Source organism: Enterobacter cloacae complex sp. AR_0002 (genome assembly GCF_001922365.1).
GTDB lineage: Bacteria > Pseudomonadota > Gammaproteobacteria > Enterobacterales > Enterobacteriaceae > Enterobacter > Enterobacter hormaechei_C.
Genome location: NZ_CP018814.1, coordinates 1,708,138 through 1,725,954 on the forward strand (window position 1 = coordinate 1,708,138; position 17,817 = coordinate 1,725,954).

Here is a 17,817-nt window from a genome sequence, read left to right on the forward strand (position 1 = left end):
AAACTAATCGGTGAGATGAAGGAATGCGGCTCCGCGCATGCCTCCTGCGTCCCCGTGTCGCGCACGCTCAATGCGCGGCACGCGGGCGACCGGCAATAAATGTCGGGTCAGACGCCCGGACAACTGTTCCGTAATCGCAGTGAAATTTGACAGCCCTCCCCCGATCACCAGCAGATCCGGATCGACGATAGTCAGGATATTCCCCAGACACACCGCCAGCAGATCCAGATAGCGCTCGACGTGCTCACGCGCCTGCGCATCCCCCTGCTCCCACAGGGTAATGATTTGAGGGGCCTCAAGTTTCTGATGATAGAAGTGTTCGTAAAGCCATGCAAACCCGCGGCCTGACAGGTAGTTCTCAATACAGCCGTGCTGCCCACAGCCGCAGCGGGTCAGCGGGAAATCACGTCCGACGACCTCCAGAGCATCCACCGGCAGGCGGATATGGCCAAATTCGCCGGTAATATAGCTGCGCCCGGTAATGGGCTTACCGTTAATGACAATCCCGCCACCGACGCCCGTTCCGAGGATCAGCCCCATCACCAGCGGGAAGCGACGGAATTCATCATCCCAGGCTTCAGAGAGCGCGAAGCAGTTGGCATCGTTATCTAAACGCACATCGCGTTCAAGGAGCGCGGAGAGATCGGCCCGCAGCGGTTTGCCGCTGGCGGCAGGCACGTTGGCCGCGTACAGCGTGCCATCGTCGGTTTCGGGCATACCCGGAATACCAATGCCAACGCTGCCTTTGACGCCAAAGCGTTCATCCGCTTGCGCCACCAGCGCGGCTATGGCGGTTAAAAATTCATCGTAGCTTTCGCGCGGCGTGGGGACGCGGGTTTCCCATTGTAGCTTAAGATCTTTATCGAACACGCCGAGCGCAATCTTGGTGCCGCCAATATCAAATCCGTAATACATGATGCATTCCTCTGTTTGATTCAGCGGCCAAAAGACCGCTAAACCATGACGAAATTACTGGCCACTTAATACCCTCGCCGGATCAATTCGGCTAGCGCGACGCGCCGGATACCAGCTTGCCAGCAGACTCAGTAAAAGTGCTGTAACCAGCACATAAATAACGTCCAGCCAGTGCAGTTCAGACGGCAGGAAGTCAATAAAATAGATATCGCCTGACAGGAACTGATGGCCAATAAGCGCTTCAATCCCGTTGATAATCGGCGTCAGCTGAAGGGAAACCACCACGCCGATCGCCACGCCGCAGAGGCTGCCAAACAGCCCCGCCAGTAAACCGTACCAGACGAAGATGGCGCGAATAAGACCGTCTTTCGCCCCTAAGGTACGCAGCACGGCGATGTCGCCGCTCTTATCCTTAACGGCCATCACCAGCGTCGAGACGATATTAAAACACGCCACCCCAATCACCAGCACCATCGCCAGATACATAATCGCGCGGATCATCTGGATATCACGATACATATACCCGTAAGTGCCGATCCAGCTTTTGATGTAGACATAGTTATTCGTCACGCTGCCAGCGTCACGCACCAGTTTATTGGCGTTGAAGACGTCGTTAACCTTAATGGCAATGCCCGTCACGCTGTCGCTCATATCCAGATACTGGCGTGCATCTTCCAGCGGCACCATCGCGAAGCTGTGATCGAGCTGGCCGCTCAGCTGCAAAATACCGGTGACGTGCAGACGTACGCGCTTAGGCTGCTGCAATTTGTGATCAGCGCTGGCGTTCGGGATCATGATCGAGACCCAGTCGCCCTGCTTCACCTTCAGCGCATCGGCAACGCCTTTGCCCATGATAATCTGCTGCTCGCCGGCCTTAAAGTTTGCCCATGCGCCATTTTGCACATAGCGCGGCAGCGCGCTCAGACGCTCTTCCTGACGAGGATTTACCCCTTTCACCTGAATGGCGCGCAGGTTTACCCCGCTCTCTACCAGCCCGGTAAAGTTAATGTAAGGTGCAGCCGCCGCAATGCCGGGCACCTTTTCCACTTTGTTCAGGGCATCCTGCCAGTTGGACCACGGCTGGTTAACCGGCTCGATTTCACCGTGAGGGACAACGGCCAGAATGCGGTTATTCAGTTCACGCTCAAAGCCATTCATGGCGCTTAAGCCCACAATCAGCACCGCCACGCCCAGGGCGATACCGATGGTGGAGATCACGGAGATAAGGGAAACCATCCCGCTCCGGCGACGACCGCGGCTAAAGCGTAACCCGATGAGTAACGATAACGGTGAAGCCATTACTCCGCTCCCATCAGCGTCAGTTCAGCATTCAGACGACCGTCGCGCATTTCCAGCTGACGCCCCATCCGCTTAGCCAGTTGTAAATCGTGGGTGACCACCAGAAACGCGGTTCCCTGCGCGGCGTTCAGTTCGCCGAGAAGCTGGAAAATGCTGTCTGCGTTACGCGCATCGAGGTTACCTGTCGGTTCATCCGCCAGCACCAGGCGCGGGTTGTTGACCAGCGCACGGGCGATGGCCACACGCTGACGCTCACCGCCTGAAAGCTCAGACGGACGGTGATTCCCGCGATGACCCAGCCCTACCGCTTTTAGCATGTCGCTGGCGCGGGCATTAATTTCCGCGGGTTTCTTTTTACCAATCAGCAGCGGCATTGCGACGTTTTCCAGCGCCGTAAAGTCCGGCAGCAGATGGTGGAACTGGTAGATAAAACCCAGCTCACGGTTACGCAACTCGGCTTTCGCCGTAGACGACATTTTACTCAGCGGCTGCCCGGAGAAGATCACATCGCCTTCGGTTGGCGTGTCCAGCCCGCCAAGCAGGTGCAGCAGCGTACTTTTACCGGAGCCGGAGCTGCCGACAATCGCCATCATCTCGCCTTCGCCCACGCTAAAACTCACATTGTGCAACACGTCGGTCTGCACAGTGCCTTCCTGATAGCGTTTGGACAGGTTGTCGCACTGCAACAGGATCTTATTCATAACGTAAAGCCTCAGCGGGTTGAGTGGCGGCAGCCCGCCAGGAAGGATAAAGCGTAGAAAGCAGCGCAATGGCCATCGCGGCCAACGCAATACCGACCACCTGGAGCGGCTCGATAGCCACCGGCAGCGCCGCGCCATCAAGCAGCGCGCCGATAATCGGCATGAGATTGTTGAGCTGGCTGGCGAGCAGCGCCCCCAGCGCCGCGCCGAGCAGCGCGCCGATGATGCCGGCGCTGGCACCCTGGACCATAAATACCGCCATGATCTGGCGCGGAGTCAGCCCCTGGGTTTGCAGAATGGCGACTTCGCCTTGCTTCTCCATCACCATCAGCCCGAGCGAGGTGATGATATTAAACGCGGCAACGGCCACGATCAGGCTCAGCAGCAGCCCCATCATGTTTTTCTCCATGCGCACGGCCTGGAACAGTTCGCCTTTCCGGTCGCGCCAGTCCTGCCATTTCGTCCCTTCCGGTAGCGTCTGCTGGCTAAGGGTATCCACCTTCAGCGGCGCATCAAGCCACAGACGCCAGCCGGTAATATTTCCCGCGGGGTAGCGCATCAGACGCGAGGCGTCCTGAATGTTCACCAGCATCTGGTAACCATCAACTTCGCTGTTCGCCGCAAACGTGCCAATCACGTTGAACAGGCGCTGGCTTGGCAGACGCCCCATCGGCGTAAACTGACTGGCTGACGGCACCATCACGCGCAGCTGATCGCCACGGTTGACCCCGAGCTGCCCGGCAAGCTGCTCGCCGAGGATGACGTTGTATTTACCCGCTTCCAGGTCGGTTTGTTTCACATTGACCAGGAACGGCGTCAGCGGATCTTTTTGCGCGGGATCGATACCCAGCATCACCCCGACCGCCACGCTACGGGCGCTTTGCAGCACCACATCGCCCGTCGTGAGCGGCGCAACGCGCGTGACACCCTGTAACTTCACCGCGCTTTCCGGCAGCTGTTGCGGATTAACGGAACCCTGAGTGGAAGAGAGAACGGCCTGCGGCATCAGCCCCAGGATATTGTTTTGCAGCTCGCGCTCGAAGCCGTTCATGACGGAAAGCACCGTCACCAGTGCCATCACGCCAAGCGTAATGCCAATAGTCGAAAGCCAGGAGACAAAGCGACCGAAGCGGTCCGCGGCGCGCCCACGCATGTAACGTAAGCCTATAAAGAGTGCGACAGGTTGATACATGAAATCCGTCTGTTTGCTGATAGCAGACCCACGAGTATATAAGCGAATCCGTTAAGCGTAAATGACTGAAACCGTAAGATTCGGTAATCATTTTTCCGAAAAATTCAGATAAATCATCATGCTACTGACTGAACTTCCGCCAGACAGTCTCCACCTTTTCCGAAAATCGTCCTGATACAGACTGTTACCCATTACATCAGGGCTTCATTTTACAACAATCGGCGTTTCGTTTATGGCAACAAGGTCGTCACGCACCATGAAACAAAAAGCATTATGGATTAACCAGATAAAAGGCCTGTGCATCTGCCTGGTGGTAATTTACCACTCGGTGATCACCTTTTATCCTCACCTTGACGGGCTACAGCATCCGTTATCGGGCCTGCTCGCCAAATGCTGGGTCTACTTTAATCTTTACCTTGCCCCGTTCCGTATGCCGGTGTTTTTCTTTATCTCCGGCTATTTGATCCGTCGTTATATTGACGAGGTGAACTGGCGCACCAGTCTCGACAAGCGGATCTGGAGCATCGTCTGGGTTTTGGCCCTGTGGGGCGTCCTGCAATGGCAGGCGCTGACCCATCTGAATGCCTGGCTCGCCCCCGAGCGAGAACTGGCGACAGCATCCAATGCGGCCTACGCCGATTCCGTTTCAGGGTTTGTACTGGGAATGCTCACGGCCAGCACCAGCCTGTGGTATTTGTACGCGTTAGTGGTCTACTTTACGCTCTGTAAGCTGCTGAGCCGCTGGAAACTGCCGATGCTGGGGATTCTGGCGCTGGCAAGCATCGCCATCAACTTCCTGCCGTTACCGTGGTGGGGAATGAACAGCGTGGTGCGCAACATGATCTACTACAGCCTCGGCGCATGGTACGGCGCGCAGTTGATGGCGTGGATGAAAGGGATGAATTTGCGCCGCAGCTGGCTGGTACTTATCGCCTCTGGCGCGGTGTCGGTAGTGCTGTGGTTCGCTAATGTTCCTCTGCCGCTCTCACTGCTGTCGATCGTAGTCATCATGAAGCTCTTTTACAGCTTCGAGCAGCGTTATGCCGTTCATCCCAATAATCTGCTGAACGTCATCGGTTCAAACACCATCGCGATTTATACCACCCACCGCATTTTAATTGAGGCGTTTAGCCTGCTCCTGATTCGCGAAATGAATGCGGCGTACTGGCCGATCTGGGCGGAGTTAACGCTGATTCTGGTCTATCCGTTTATCAGCCTGCTCGTCTGCACGCTGGTTGGGCTGGGGGCACGTAAGCTCTCAACCGCCCTCTTTGGCGACCTTTTCTTCTCCCCTCCCGCGCGGCTTTCTCCACAGACTGCTACCCGTTAATCTCCTCGGCCCCCATCCGGGGGCACTTTCCCTCTTGTGCGGTTACGATTTGCTTATGCATAACGATCGAGGATAATAAAGACATTGCGTATCAGTGATATGCCCCAATACTGTTGGTATATCCCCAAGAGACTCTGACATAGCCATGCCTGAACACTATCGTTTTTCCTTGCCTGTAAAAGCAGGTGACCAACGCCAGCTGGGCGAACTGACAGGCGCGGCCTGCGCCACGCTGGTGGCGGAAATTGCCGAGCGGCATCCAGGGCCGGTGGTGCTGGTTGCCCCGGACATGCAAAACGCCCTGCGCCTGCACGACGAAATTCGTCAGTTCACCGACAGTCTGGTATTCAGCCTGGCCGACTGGGAAACGCTTCCCTACGACAGTTTCTCTCCGCACCAGGAGATCATCTCCTCGCGCCTGTCGACGCTGTATCAGCTCCCCACCATGCAGCGCGGCGTGCTGATTGTGCCGGTGAATACCCTGATGCAGCGCGTCTGCCCGCACAGCTATTTGCACGGCCATGCGCTGGTGATGAAAAAAGGCCAGCGCCTGTCGCGCGATGCCCTGCGCGTGCAGCTGGATGGAGCCGGCTATCGACATGTCGATCAGGTGATGGAGCACGGCGAATACGCGACGCGCGGTGCGCTGCTTGATCTCTATCCGATGGGCAGCGACCAGCCGTACCGTCTGGATTTCTTCGATGATGAGATCGACAGCCTGCGCGTGTTCGACGCCGACACCCAGCGCACGCTGGAGGAAGTGGACTCTATTAATCTGCTGCCCGCCCATGAGTTCCCGACGGATAAAACCGCCATCGAACTGTTCCGCAGCCAGTGGCGCGACAGGTTCGACGTGAAGCGTGATGCCGAACATATCTACCAGCAGGTCAGCAAAGGCACCCTTCCGGCCGGGATCGAGTACTGGCAGCCCCTTTTCTTTAACGAACCGCTGCCGGCGCTGTTCAGCTACTTCCCGGCAAATACGCTGATTGTTAACACCGGGGATATCGACGCCAGCGCCAGCCGCTTTGAAAGCGAAACGCGTGCCCGCTTTGAAAACCGGGGCGTTGACCCGATGCGTCCGCTGCTGCCGCCGGAAATGCTGTGGCTGCGTACCGACGAGCTCAACGCCGAGCTGAAACGCTGGCCGCGTATGCAGCTCAAAACCGATTCGCTTGCCGATAAGGCCGCCAACACTAACCTCGCCTTCCGGATGCTGCCTGACCTGGCCGTTCAGGCGCAGCAGAAATCCCCGCTCGATAATCTGCGCAAGTTTCTTGAGTCCTTCACCGGGCCGGTGGTCTTCTCCGTTGAAAGTGAAGGTCGCCGTGAAGCGCTGGGCGAACTGCTGGGAAGGATCAAAGTCGCGCCAAAGCGTATTCTTCGCCTGAGCGAAGCGACCGGAAATGGCCGTTACCTGATGATCGGCGCCGCCGAGCACGGATTCATTGATACGCTCAATAACCTGGCGTTGATATGTGAAAGCGACCTGCTGGGCGAGCGCGTCGCGCGCCGTCGTCAGGACAGCCGTCGCACCATCAACCCGGACACCCTGATCCGCAACCTGGCCGAACTGCACCCCGGTCAGCCGATTGTTCACCTGGAACACGGTGTGGGTCGCTATCAGGGGATGACCACCCTCGAAGCAGGTGGCATCAAAGGTGAATACCTGATGCTGACCTACGCTAACGACGCCAAGCTGTATGTTCCGGTGTCGTCCCTGCATCTGATCAGCCGCTACGCCGGGGGCGCGGAAGAGAATGCGCCGCTGCACAAGCTGGGCGGCGATGCCTGGGCGCGTGCACGCCAGAAAGCGGCGGAAAAAGTGCGCGACGTGGCCGCCGAGCTGCTGGATATTTACGCTCAGCGTGCGGCCAAAGAAGGGTATGCGTTTAAGCATGATAAAGAGCAGTACCAGCTGTTCTGCGACAGCTTCCCGTTTGAAACTACGCCGGATCAGGCCCAGGCCATCAACGCCGTGCTGAGCGACATGTGCCAGCCGCTGGCGATGGATCGCTTAGTCTGCGGCGACGTGGGCTTCGGTAAAACCGAGGTGGCGATGCGCGCCGCTTTCCTGGCGGTTGAGAACAACAAGCAGGTGGCGGTGCTGGTGCCGACCACCCTTCTTGCCCAGCAGCACTTCGACAACTTCCGCGACCGCTTCGCCAACTGGCCGGTACGTATCGAAATGTTGTCCCGCTTCCGCAGTGCCAAAGAGCAGACGCAGATCCTGGAACAGGCAAGTGAAGGCAAAATTGATATTCTGATCGGCACTCACAAGCTGCTGCAAAGTGACGTGAAGTGGAAAGATCTGGGGTTGCTGATCGTTGACGAAGAGCACCGCTTCGGGGTGCGCCACAAAGAGCGCATCAAAGCGATGCGCGCCAACGTCGACATTCTGACCCTGACCGCAACGCCGATCCCGCGCACCCTGAACATGGCGATGAGCGGCATGCGCGATCTGTCGATAATCGCTACCCCACCGGCGCGCCGTCTGGCGGTGAAAACCTTTGTTCGCGAGTACGACAATCTGGTGGTGCGCGAGGCGATCCTGCGCGAAGTGCTGCGCGGTGGCCAGGTCTATTACCTGTACAACGACGTTGAAAATATTCAGAAAGCCGCCGACAGGCTGGCAGAGCTGGTGCCGGAAGCGCGCATCGCCATTGGTCACGGCCAGATGCGCGAGCGCGAGCTGGAGCGGGTAATGAACGATTTCCACCACCAGCGCTTTAACGTGCTGGTGTGTACCACCATCATTGAGACCGGAATCGACATTCCGACGGCGAACACCATCATCATCGAACGGGCGGATCACTTCGGCCTGGCTCAGCTGCACCAGCTGCGCGGGCGGGTCGGGCGTTCGCACCATCAGGCCTACGCCTGGCTGCTGACGCCGCATCCGAAGGCAATGACCACCGACGCGCAAAAGCGTCTGGAAGCGATCGCCTCGCTGGAAGATCTGGGCGCTGGCTTTGCGCTGGCGACCCACGACCTGGAGATCCGCGGCGCCGGTGAGCTGCTGGGTGAAGACCAGAGCGGCTCCATGGAAACCATCGGTTTCTCGCTGTATATGGAGCTGCTGGAAAATGCCGTCGACGCGCTTAAAGCCGGACGTGAACCGTCTCTGGAAGATCTCACCAGCCAGCAGACCGAAGTGGAACTGCGCATGCCTTCCCTGCTGCCGGATGATTTTATTCCTGACGTGAATACCCGTCTGTCGTTCTACAAACGCATTGCCAGCGCGAAAAGCGAAGGCGAGCTGGAAGAGATCAAAGTCGAACTGATTGACCGTTTTGGGATATTGCCCGATGCGGCGCGCAACCTGCTGGATATTGCCCGCCTGCGTCAGCAGGCGCAGAAGCTGGGCATTCGCAAACTTGAAGGCAATGAGAAAGGCGGCGTAATTGAGTTTGCCGAAAAGAACCACGTCGATCCGATGTGGCTGATTGGCCTCCTGCAAAAACAGCCGCAGCATTTCCGTCTTGATGGCCCTACGCGTCTGAAATTTACTCAGGATCTGACGGAACGTAAAACCCGCATGGACTGGGTGCGTAACTTTATGCGTCAGTTGGAAGAGAACGCCATCGCATAACGGTTTCCCCCGCCAGCGCCCGGCTGGTGGGGGACAATTTACAAACTCTTTGCACTTCGCCCGATCTTCCCGACTATACATTCGCCATAATTATCATTAACGCCTTATAAAACAATAACCTTATCATTTGTATGGATTATCATAATGATGATTTCTTCGCGTTTTACCCGCTGGTTAACTCTGGTTGCGCTGGCCGCGACGGTTGCCGTCGCGCTCCCTGCTCGCGCCAATACCTGGCCTCTTCCGCCCGCCGGCAGCAACGTCGTAGGTGAAAACCGCTTTCACGTGGTTGAAAACGATGGCGGCTCGCTGGAAGCGATTGCCAAAAAATATAACGTCGGGTTCCTGGCGCTGTTGCAGGCCAACCCGGGCGTAGATCCGTACGTGCCCCGGGCGGGCAGCGTACTGACGATTCCGCTGCAAACCATCCTGCCGGACGCGCCGCGTCAGGGCATTGTGATTAACCTCGCCGAGCTACGTCTGTATTACTACCCGCCGGGCAAGAACGAAGTGACCGTCTACCCTATCGGTATTGGTCAACTGGGGGGCGATACGCTCACACCTACCATGGTCACCACCGTCTCTGATAAGCGCGCTAATCCTACCTGGACCCCGACGGCAAACATTCGCGCCCGTTATAAAGCTCAAGGTATCGACCTGCCCGCCGTGGTACCTGCTGGCCCGGATAATCCGATGGGACATCATGCAATTCGCCTGGCGGCATATGGTGGGGTTTATCTTCTGCACGGAACGAATGCGGATTTCGGGATCGGGATGCGCGTCAGCTCCGGCTGCATTCGCCTGCGCGATGACGATATCAAAACGCTCTACCGCGTGATCGCCCCTGGCACGAAAGTGAATATCATTAATACGCCGATTAAAGTGTCTGAAGAGCCAGGTGGCGTCCGTCTGGTTGAGATCCACCAGCCGCTATCGAAAAACATCAATGACGATCCGCAGACGCTGCCGATTAATCTGAATGCCTCAATGGTGAGCTTTAAAACGAATGCCAACACCGATGGCGCAGTGATGGAGCGGGCGATGGAAGCACGTTCGGGGATGCCAACCGATGTTACGCGGCATCATGAGGTTGCTCAGCAGTCAATGTAAAGCAGCAATAACGACAAACGCCCTGCATCAGCAGGGCGTTTTTTATTGCAGTGGCATAACGGAGGGTTGCGTTACGCTTATTTGTAGATAACTGCGGTACCGTGCAGGGTGTTAGGACCGGTCACAGAGGTGATGCGGAATGATTTCGCACCCATTTCGTCAGCTTTTTGCGCCAGCTGATCTTCCAGAGAGCCCAGGTTAGTCCCGGCAGTGGCAGAGATGGTACCGACTTTCTGCTGGTCTGCTGGAGTGGATTGTACTTCAACAGCAGCGAAGCTTGCGAAAGAGAGTGAACTCAGAACGGCGGCAGCGATGAGGGTTTTAACGTTTTTCATGATTTTATACCTTTAGGCAGATGATGTAGTGGTCGTTAGTTATTTAGTTAACGATCGATAGGTAAATGATAGATGTGATCCAGGTCACACGTCAACTCATTTTTATAATGATCGTTAAATTAATTTCATTTGCCTTATATTTCAAAAAGATAAAATTAAATTATTTTTCAGAAATCACCGCTGGTCGTTGCAGACGTTTATTTTTATAATGACTATTCAACAAAACAACAGAGGACCAACGGCACATGACAACCGATGTCACGCGTTGCGCAAAGAAAAGCCGTGGCCGACCAAAAGTGTTCGACAGGGATGCGGCGCTCGATAAGGCCATGACGCTCTTCTGGCAGCATGGGTATGAAGCCACGTCGCTTTCCGATCTCGTGGAAGCTACGGGTGCTAAAGCCCCTACCCTGTACGCAGAGTTCACCAACAAAGAAGGCTTATTCCGGGCCGTTCTGGACAGATACATCTCGCGCTTCGCGGCAAAACATGAAGCCCAGCTATTCTGTGAAGAAAAAACGGTTGAGCAGGCATTACAGGATTATTTCACGGCAATCGCGACCTGCTATACCAGCAAGGACACGCCTGCGGGGTGTTTTATGATCAACACCTCCGCGACCCTCGCGGCATCCTCTAAAGAGATTGCCAACACGGTCAAATCGCGACATGCGATGCAGGAGGAGACGCTCAGCACGTTTCTGGCTCAGCGTCAGCTGCGCGGCGAAATCCCGGCGCATTGCCGTCCGCAGGAGCTGGCCCAGTATCTGAGCTGTATTTTACAGGGGATGTCCATCAGCGCCCGTGAAGGCGCGACGCTGGAAAAATTGCAGGGGATTACGCACACAACGCTGCGCCTGTGGCCTGAACTTCTTAAACTCTGACGCAAAAAAAAGCTCCTCAGCCTGAGCGCATGAGGAGCTAAGTTCAGAGAACATCTTTTTTACACTTTGTTATTCAGTATCAGCTGACCATTGCTGTCGAGAGGGATCTGCGTACCAGGATCTTTATCCATGCGGATTTTGCCCTGCTGATCGCCAATTTTGTAGGTTACGTCGTAGCCCAACATTTTTTCAGACTTGTCATACACGGTTTTACAGCGCTGCTGCGTTGTGGTGTAGGTATCATTTTCCTGCATCGCGCCCTGTACCTGGTTACCGGCATAACCGCCACCCAGCGCACCAACCACCGTCGCGACATCCTTACCACGGCCGCCACCAAACTGATGACCAATCACCCCACCAGCAACCGCGCCCAGCACGGAGCCAGCGATACGGTTTTCATCCTGAACTGGACGACGATGGGTGACAGAAACATTACGGCACTCCTGACGAGGCGTCTTGACCGTCTCTTTGATCGGTGTAGCGGAAACCACCTGCGCATACTGCGGGCCACGATCAAGTACGTTCAGACTGGCAACGGCAGCCACACCTAACGCAGCTGCGACGCCAATCCCTATACCCGCCAACATTGATTTATTCACGGGACTTCCTCCTTTGTTGCAATTGGTAGCAATTTTGCAGCGCAATAAACGCTTCGCCAATAAGATAAAGGATCAAAATCAGGGTTGTTGGCCGGGACAACGTGGGTTTAAGAGAACTCTTAAGCGTCAGGAGGGAAATGCACAGCATGATGTGCTAAGAATTCCCTCCGGAGGGTCCGGAGGGAGAGAGAAATTAGTGCAGCTTCAGGCGTGGACGGATCACGCGGTTGATGCGGCCAACCAGCATCATCAGGCCGGTTTTGAAGTAGCCGTGCAGCGCAATCTGGTGCATACGGTACAGAGAAATGTACACGAAGCGGGCGATGCGCCCTTCCACCATCATGGAGCCGCGCATCAGGTTACCCATCAGGCTGCCCACGGTGGAGAAGTTTGAGAGCGACACCAGAGAGCCGTGGTCTTTGTAGACATAGGCTTTCATCGGTTTGCCTTTTATCTGCGCCAGGATGTTATGCAGCACGAGGCTTGCCATCTGGTGCGCAGCCTGAGCGCGAGGCGGTACAAATCCGCCTTCCGGACGTGCGCAGGAGGCACAGTCGCCGATGGCGAAGATGTCCGGATCGCGCGTGGTTTGCAGCGTCGGCTCTGTCACCAGCTGGTTAATGCGGTTTGTCTCCAGCCCACCGATATCTTTCATGAAATCAGGCGCTTTGATCCCCGCAGCCCAGACCATCAGGTCGGCCTGGATGTACTCGCCGTCTTTGGTATGCAGGCCGCCCTCATCCGCGCTCGTCACCATGGTCTGGGTCAGCACGCGCACGCCCAGTTTAGTCAGCTCGTTGTGCGCCGCGCCGGAAATACGCGGCGGAAGCGCAGGCAGAATGCGTTCACCTGCTTCCACCAGCGTCACATTCAGCGCTTCGTTAGTCAGCCCTTTGTAGCCGTAGCTGTGCAGCTGCTTGACCGCATTGTGCAACTCCGCCGATAATTCAACGCCCGTTGCGCCGCCGCCCACGATAGCAATGTTGACCTTGCCGTTAGCACCCATGTTGTTGGTGTACTTCAGGAACAGGTTAAGCATCTCCTGATGGAAACGACGCGCCTGATGCGGGTTATCCAGGAAGATGCAGTGCTCTTTTACGCCTGGGGTGTTGAAATCATTGGAGGTACTGCCCAGGGCCATCACCAGCGTGTCATAGGCCAGCTTGCGCTCAGGAACCAGCAACTCGCCTTTATCATCACGCAGCTCAGCCAGCGTGATGGTTTTGTTTTCACGATTGATATCCACCACCGAACCCAGCTGGAACTGGAAGTGGTGGTTACGCGCATGCGCCAGATAGCTGAGCGCATCCACGCCCTCATCCAGCGACCCGGTCGCCACTTCGTGCAGTAACGGCTTCCACAGATGGCTGTGGTTACGATCCACCAGCGTGATTTTGGCTTTCTTACCGCGACCCAGTTTCTTACCCAGCTGCGTCGCCAGCTCCAGTCCGCCAGCACCACCGCCGACAATCACTATCTTTTTCAATGGCGTAGTCAACGTGACCCCCTCAAATTATTAACCAATTGTTAATTAAAAGTTATATAAATAACCCTTAATTAACAACAGGTTACTGCGCTGAAACCGTTCAGATTCATTGAGAATAGCACGTCAGGCGCATTGGTCATACCAAAATTGATATGTATCAAGTTTTGATGGTTTAAAAGTAGACAACTCTGACAAAAAAGAGGCCCGGTACGCTTTCACGTACCGAGCCTTTATCAGGTTCAGGGAGATCAGCCCAGCGTTTTAAAGGCTTTAATACGCTGCAAGTGCGGGGAAATGTTTTTGAACTTGTGGGTCTGCTCTTCGTCCCAGACAATTTCGTAGTAATGGTGCAGAAGCTCGGCGGCGCGGGAGCTGTTCAGCGCTTCATCGTTGCGGGAGAGGATCACCAGACACCGATCGCGGTTCTTTTCACGGAAATTGCTCACGCATTTGGTGGCGATGTCGGCGTACTCCTCCGGGCGATCGATTTTGCCTTCCATGTTTTCGTTCGGAAACAGGTTAGGATTAAAAATGACCTGACGGATATCGCACAAAAAACCGATGCGCTCTGCCCAGTATCCTCCTAACCCCACGCCGCAGATCAGCGGGCGATCGTCGATATTGAGCTGCAACATTTTATCCACTTCTTTAAGCAGATGCTGCATGTCATGCTTCGGATGACGTGTGCTGTAACTGATCAGCCGGACATCCGGATCGATAAACTGCAATTGCAGCACTTTCTCATGATTACCAGGACTGTTTGAGTCAAAACCGTGTAAATAGATGATCATCGTCTCACCACGCTACGCCTTCCGGGATGAATTAAAGGGCTGCTTTATGTGCCTGCCAGCGCTCGTTCAGGGCTTCAAGCCGGGCGTTTACCGTTTTCCAGCGCGCCGAGTCCATCAGCTCCTGACGACTAAATGAACCTTTATGATACAATTGTGTAACACGTTCAGCATTGATCGGCGACAGGTTATCCAGCACGCTCACCGCCCCTTTACGATTATTGCAGACGAGGATCATATCGCAACCCGCATCCAGCGAAGCCTGCCCACGTTCGGCATAGCTACCCATAATCGCCGCCCCTTCCATGGATAAATCGTCAGAGAAAATTACGCCATTGAAGCCTAACTCCTGACGCAGCACGGTTTTAAGCCAGTGTGGAGAGCCGCTGGCCGGACGCGGATCGACCTCACTGTAGATGACGTGCGCAGGCATGATGGCATCCAGCTTGTTATCAGCGATCAGCGAGCGGAAAACCGACATATCTTTAGCGCGAATGTCTGCTTCCGGGCGCGGATCGCGCGGGGTTTCTTTATGGGAATCTGCCGTCACCGCCCCGTGGCCCGGGAAATGTTTGCCGGTGGTTTTCATGCCCGCAGCATGCATACCGTCAATAAAGCGCGTCGCCATTGCCAGCGCAATACGCGGATCGTCATGATACGAACGCTCACCAATTGCCGCGCTAATGTGTCCTACGTCCAGCACCGGGGCGAAGCTGATGTCGATATCCATGGCGATCATCTCGCTGGCCATCAGCCAGCCGGCATCCTGCGCCAGTTGACCGCCCTCTTCGATCCCCAGCAGCGCAGCAAAAGATTGCGCGGCGGGTAAACGGGTAAACCCTTCGCGGAAACGCTGCACACGCCCACCTTCCTGGTCTACGGCCACCACCAGGTGATTGCGCGACGCCGCACGGATCTGGCGAACCAGCTCACGCAACTGCTCCGGATCATGATAATTGCGGGTGAAAAGAATCAGCCCCCCTACCAGCGGATGTGCCAGAATTTCGCGCTCTTCCGCATCCAGCTCAAACCCTTCGACATCCAACATTACTGGACCCACACCAACCTCTCTTATCCTTTCGTTTGTAACTGACGCCAGGCATCATTTGCCAGCGCAATAAATTGTTTGTCACCTGTCTGCTGAAGGCGCATTTCAAACCATCCCGCCATCAGCATCAACACCCACGGACGCCAGCGCGCGACCTGCCGCGCAAGGGTGAGCGAATTGATGTTGGCGTTTCGGGCATAGGCGGTTATCAGCTGCTCGCGCGACGCCTCATCAGGCATCCAGACCGCAGCAAGTTCGAGCGCCACGTCACCGTCTCCGGCATATTCCCAGTCGATAAGTTTCTCGCCTGCCGTGGTATGAACGATATTCCCCGCGTGGACATCCATATGCAGCGGCGCCAGACGTAACGCCTGCGGCTCTCCCGCTTTACGCAACCGCTTAAGCTGCGCCAGCCAGTAGGGCGTGCGTCGTCCAGGCGCAGCCTGCTGCCAGTAGTGATCCAGCAAAGGAAGTAACGTTACCCGCCAGCCCAGACGCGGCTGGCGATGCAGATGATACAGCATGGCTGCCAGCGCAGGCGTATCGGGAAGCTCGCTTTTGATCTCACCCGCAATAAACGCCACCGCCATCCAGTCTCTGATAAAGAGATGAGGTTGTGGCGCAAGGTCGGCGGGCAGGCGCTTCAGGGCGCGGAACTGGCGACGAAAATGGGAGGCAGGCGCGGCGGCATCGTGATGCTGACGTAAAACCAGCCGATGGTCGCCATGCTCAATAATGCAACTCGCGCCGCCAAGCCCGGCGGGGGCTTGCGGCGCGATAACATGGTATTGAGGGAAATAACGCGTCAGGACCTCATGACGCGTGCGCTTATTGTTGCGTAACGGCACCTTTACCTGACCAGATAATTTCGCCGGTCTGAACCAGCATTAACTGCATCTGCAACGACGGCGTGTTCACGTTGCCTGTCGCGTTTGAATAAAGGACATACTGCGCGCCAACGTTGCGGGCAATACCAATCGCTTTACTGCGCGAACCCAGGCTGTCCTGAGGCGACAGACCAAGCTGCTGCTTTGCGACCGCGAGCTGCTGAGCAGAGACCAGCGTAAATTTACCGTTGTTTGCCAGCGCGTTGCGCAGGGTTTCCGTCGCTTCTCCCGCATTCAGGGAACCGTTTGTACGGTTGTTCACGCTGTCCACCAGCAGCACGCTGCCGGGCGTAACACCCTGTGCCTGCAACATTTTGCCCACCATCGGCTGCATTGCGCCATTCCAGTCATAGTGGCGTACTCGCGGCGCAGGCTGTGCGGTGTCGTCCGGATGTTCGATCGGGCCAGGCTGCGCCGGAATGGTCGGTACAGACGGCACGGTTGGAACAGGCTGCGCTGGCGTTGTTGGCTGTTCCGTTCCCGGCTTCGCCTGATCCACCGGTGCAGGTTCTTCCGTTCGCGTCACACAACCCGCCAGAAAGAGTGCAAAGGCACTCAGGAGCGCATAACGGCTCATTGTTTTAATCAAGGTTCACTCCTTACAAATAAAGATAAAGTCTCACCTTATGTGCACCCAGATAGCTGGCGCTGCCGTAGAGCGTGACCGACGATCTTGCCGGGATGGTCACGCTGCGCGGCGCCTCAAGCGGGTGCATCTCAAGACCTCTCACGTCATACCAGTAGAAGCGATAATGCACCGTCACTGGCTCTTGCCTTTCGTTATAGAGCGTAGAAGAGGCTGAAGACTGGATTTCGCTTATGGTCAGCGAAGGCTTCTCCGCCGTGATGCCCGCAGCAAGCACTGAGGACTCCATCACCAGCGTCTGTTCTTCACTGACCGGGATGGCTGGACGCGCGCTGCACCCAACCATTACCAGCGTCACGATCAGCGCTGCAATACGCCCAGTTAACATATTAAAGACCTTTATGTGCCAGCATCGGTCCCAGTGGACGTCCACCCAGCAGATGCATATGAATATGATAGACTTCCTGGCCGCCATGGCGATTACAGTTCATGATCAAACGGTATCCGTCTTCAGCAATCCCTTCCTGCTCAGCGATTTTCGCGGCCACCGTCAGCATACGGCCCAGCGCCACTTCATGCTCGGTTTTAACGTCATTAACGGTCGGGATCAGAATATTGGGAATAATAAGGATGTGCGTCGGCGCCTGGGGAGAAATGTCGCGGAAAGCCGTGACCAGTTCATCCTGATAGACAATATCCGACGGAATTTCGCGGCGGATAATTTTACTGAAAATCGTTTCTTCAGCCATGACCTTTTCCTTTTAAGTTTAATCTGGCGTCGTGCGTCCGTTGTTAACACACATTGTCTGATTTACTGCGTGACACAAGACAAGAGTATGAGCGAGTTTCTCCTGTCCTTTCAACCTTCTCCCGTGATTTCTTTCCTGATTGTCCCCCATCTGGCTGAAGAGGCATCGCTTTAGGACTTTTCTTTTCTGAAACCTTATTTCAGTTCATCCCGAAACATCTGTTTACAGCGTTAATCACAATGCGTATATTTCGCATTTGCATTTTCATGCGCATTTTTAACATAGAAAACGACGTCAGCCCGTGCTAGCGGGACTGTCG

General features: G+C 55.8%; 17 protein-coding genes. 4 read left to right on the forward strand and 13 right to left on the reverse strand.

Annotated features, from left to right (window positions below; genetic code table 11):
• Positions 1 to 3: 3 nt before the first annotated feature.
• From nagK to lolC, 4 genes are read right to left on the reverse strand one after another with little or no spacing between them, the layout of a single operon-like run.
• Positions 4 to 915 (reverse strand): N-acetylglucosamine kinase, encoded by a 912-nt coding sequence (nagK, locus tag AM329_RS08440; RefSeq protein ID WP_022650795.1) that lies wholly within the window; start codon positions 913 to 915, stop codon positions 4 to 6.
• 54 nt (positions 916 to 969) lie between these two features.
• The gene (gene lolE, locus AM329_RS08445; RefSeq protein ID WP_003857918.1) at positions 970 to 2,214 is read right to left on the reverse strand and encodes a lipoprotein-releasing ABC transporter permease subunit LolE; all 1,245 of its coding nucleotides are present in this window, start codon (positions 2,212 to 2,214) and stop codon (positions 970 to 972) included.
• Complete coding sequence (gene lolD, locus AM329_RS08450; protein ID WP_015570809.1) at positions 2,214 to 2,915, reverse strand: lipoprotein-releasing ABC transporter ATP-binding protein LolD; 702 nt, start codon at positions 2,913 to 2,915, stop codon at positions 2,214 to 2,216. The genes lolE and lolD overlap by 1 nt, the downstream gene beginning before the upstream one ends.
• Positions 2,908 to 4,107 (reverse strand): lipoprotein-releasing ABC transporter permease subunit LolC, encoded by a 1,200-nt coding sequence (gene lolC / locus AM329_RS08455; RefSeq protein ID WP_017384712.1) that lies wholly within the window; start codon positions 4,105 to 4,107, stop codon positions 2,908 to 2,910. Before lolC ends, lolD begins: the two co-directional genes overlap by 8 nt.
• A gap of 256 nt (positions 4,108 to 4,363) precedes the next feature.
• Here lolC and AM329_RS08460 point away from each other — a divergent pair, with 256 nt between their 5' ends.
• The 3 genes from AM329_RS08460 to AM329_RS08470 all read left to right on the forward strand — a co-directional run bounded on the left by AM329_RS08460 (position 4,364) and on the right by AM329_RS08470 (position 10,139).
• Positions 4,364 to 5,437: an acyltransferase family protein gene (locus AM329_RS08460; protein ID WP_023324461.1), complete on the forward strand. Its 1,074-nt coding sequence runs from the start codon at positions 4,364 to 4,366 to the stop codon at positions 5,435 to 5,437.
• A 145-nt stretch (positions 5,438 to 5,582) separates the two neighbouring features.
• Complete coding sequence (gene mfd / locus AM329_RS08465) at positions 5,583 to 9,029, forward strand: transcription-repair coupling factor (RefSeq protein ID WP_023315819.1); 3,447 nt, start codon at positions 5,583 to 5,585, stop codon at positions 9,027 to 9,029.
• Positions 9,030 to 9,173: 144 nt separating this feature from the next.
• A complete protein-coding gene (locus AM329_RS08470; RefSeq protein WP_022650791.1) occupies positions 9,174 to 10,139 on the forward strand; it encodes a L,D-transpeptidase family protein in 966 nt (321 codons plus the stop codon).
• Between the two features lie 77 nt (positions 10,140 to 10,216).
• Here the strand turns inward: AM329_RS08470 and bhsA are convergent, their stop codons facing one another.
• Positions 10,217 to 10,474 (reverse strand): multiple stress resistance protein BhsA, encoded by a 258-nt coding sequence (bhsA, locus tag AM329_RS08475; protein ID WP_006809234.1) that lies wholly within the window; start codon positions 10,472 to 10,474, stop codon positions 10,217 to 10,219.
• Positions 10,475 to 10,719: 245 nt separating this feature from the next.
• Between bhsA and comR the strand changes: the two genes are divergently transcribed.
• Positions 10,720 to 11,355 (forward strand): TetR family copper-responsive transcriptional repressor ComR, encoded by a 636-nt coding sequence (comR, locus tag AM329_RS08480; RefSeq protein ID WP_022650790.1) that lies wholly within the window; start codon positions 10,720 to 10,722, stop codon positions 11,353 to 11,355.
• 59 nt (positions 11,356 to 11,414) lie between these two features.
• Here comR and AM329_RS08485 read toward each other — a convergent pair whose 3' ends face one another.
• The 8 genes from AM329_RS08485 to hinT form a co-directional block, all read right to left on the reverse strand.
• The gene (locus AM329_RS08485) at positions 11,415 to 11,954 is read right to left on the reverse strand and encodes a glycine zipper 2TM domain-containing protein (RefSeq protein WP_017384715.1); all 540 of its coding nucleotides are present in this window, start codon (positions 11,952 to 11,954) and stop codon (positions 11,415 to 11,417) included.
• A gap of 193 nt (positions 11,955 to 12,147) precedes the next feature.
• Positions 12,148 to 13,452: an NAD(P)/FAD-dependent oxidoreductase gene (locus AM329_RS08490; RefSeq protein WP_022650789.1), complete on the reverse strand. Its 1,305-nt coding sequence runs from the start codon at positions 13,450 to 13,452 to the stop codon at positions 12,148 to 12,150.
• Positions 13,453 to 13,688: 236 nt separating this feature from the next.
• Complete coding sequence (ycfP, locus tag AM329_RS08495) at positions 13,689 to 14,231, reverse strand: alpha/beta hydrolase YcfP (RefSeq protein WP_006809239.1); 543 nt, start codon at positions 14,229 to 14,231, stop codon at positions 13,689 to 13,691.
• Between the two features lie 31 nt (positions 14,232 to 14,262).
• Entirely contained in the window at positions 14,263 to 15,288 is a 1,026-nt protein-coding gene (nagZ, locus tag AM329_RS08500; RefSeq protein ID WP_003857934.1) for a beta-N-acetylhexosaminidase, read from the reverse strand.
• An 11-nt stretch (positions 15,289 to 15,299) separates the two neighbouring features.
• Positions 15,300 to 16,124 (reverse strand): thiamine kinase, encoded by an 825-nt coding sequence (gene thiK / locus AM329_RS08505; protein WP_032609005.1) that lies wholly within the window; start codon positions 16,122 to 16,124, stop codon positions 15,300 to 15,302.
• Complete coding sequence (gene lpoB / locus AM329_RS08510) at positions 16,105 to 16,749, reverse strand: penicillin-binding protein activator LpoB (RefSeq protein ID WP_085929697.1); 645 nt, start codon at positions 16,747 to 16,749, stop codon at positions 16,105 to 16,107. Before lpoB ends, thiK begins: the two co-directional genes overlap by 20 nt.
• A 13-nt stretch (positions 16,750 to 16,762) precedes the next feature.
• Positions 16,763 to 17,137, reverse strand: a complete 375-nt coding sequence (locus AM329_RS08515; protein WP_003857939.1) for a YcfL family protein — start codon at positions 17,135 to 17,137, stop codon at positions 16,763 to 16,765.
• Position 17,138: 1 nt separating this feature from the next.
• Positions 17,139 to 17,498, reverse strand: a complete 360-nt coding sequence (gene hinT, locus AM329_RS08520; protein ID WP_006809243.1) for a purine nucleoside phosphoramidase — start codon at positions 17,496 to 17,498, stop codon at positions 17,139 to 17,141.
• Positions 17,499 to 17,817: the final 319 nt, after the last annotated feature.

What these genes read in the sequence shown, in the direction of transcription:
- nagK (WP_022650795.1), bottom strand. Translation starts at nt 915, where the DNA reads ATGTATTACGGATTTGATATTGGCGGCACCAAGATTGCGCTCGGCGTG.
- lolE (WP_003857918.1), bottom strand. Translation starts at nt 2,214, where the DNA reads ATGGCTTCACCGTTATCGTTACTCATCGGGTTACGCTTTAGCCGCGGT.
- lolD (WP_015570809.1), bottom strand. Translation starts at nt 2,915, where the DNA reads ATGAATAAGATCCTGTTGCAGTGCGACAACCTGTCCAAACGCTATCAG.
- lolC (WP_017384712.1), bottom strand. Translation starts at nt 4,107, where the DNA reads ATGTATCAACCTGTCGCACTCTTTATAGGCTTACGTTACATGCGTGGG.
- AM329_RS08460 (WP_023324461.1), top strand. Translation starts at nt 4,364, where the DNA reads ATGAAACAAAAAGCATTATGGATTAACCAGATAAAAGGCCTGTGCATC.
- mfd (WP_023315819.1), top strand. Translation starts at nt 5,583, where the DNA reads ATGCCTGAACACTATCGTTTTTCCTTGCCTGTAAAAGCAGGTGACCAA.
- AM329_RS08470 (WP_022650791.1), top strand. Translation starts at nt 9,174, where the DNA reads ATGATGATTTCTTCGCGTTTTACCCGCTGGTTAACTCTGGTTGCGCTG.
- bhsA (WP_006809234.1), bottom strand. Translation starts at nt 10,474, where the DNA reads ATGAAAAACGTTAAAACCCTCATCGCTGCCGCCGTTCTGAGTTCACTC.
- comR (WP_022650790.1), top strand. Translation starts at nt 10,720, where the DNA reads ATGACAACCGATGTCACGCGTTGCGCAAAGAAAAGCCGTGGCCGACCA.
- ycfP (WP_006809239.1), bottom strand. Translation starts at nt 14,231, where the DNA reads ATGATCATCTATTTACACGGTTTTGACTCAAACAGTCCTGGTAATCAT.
- AM329_RS08515 (WP_003857939.1), bottom strand. Translation starts at nt 17,137, where the DNA reads ATGTTAACTGGGCGTATTGCAGCGCTGATCGTGACGCTGGTAATGGTT.
- hinT (WP_006809243.1), bottom strand. Translation starts at nt 17,498, where the DNA reads ATGGCTGAAGAAACGATTTTCAGTAAAATTATCCGCCGCGAAATTCCG.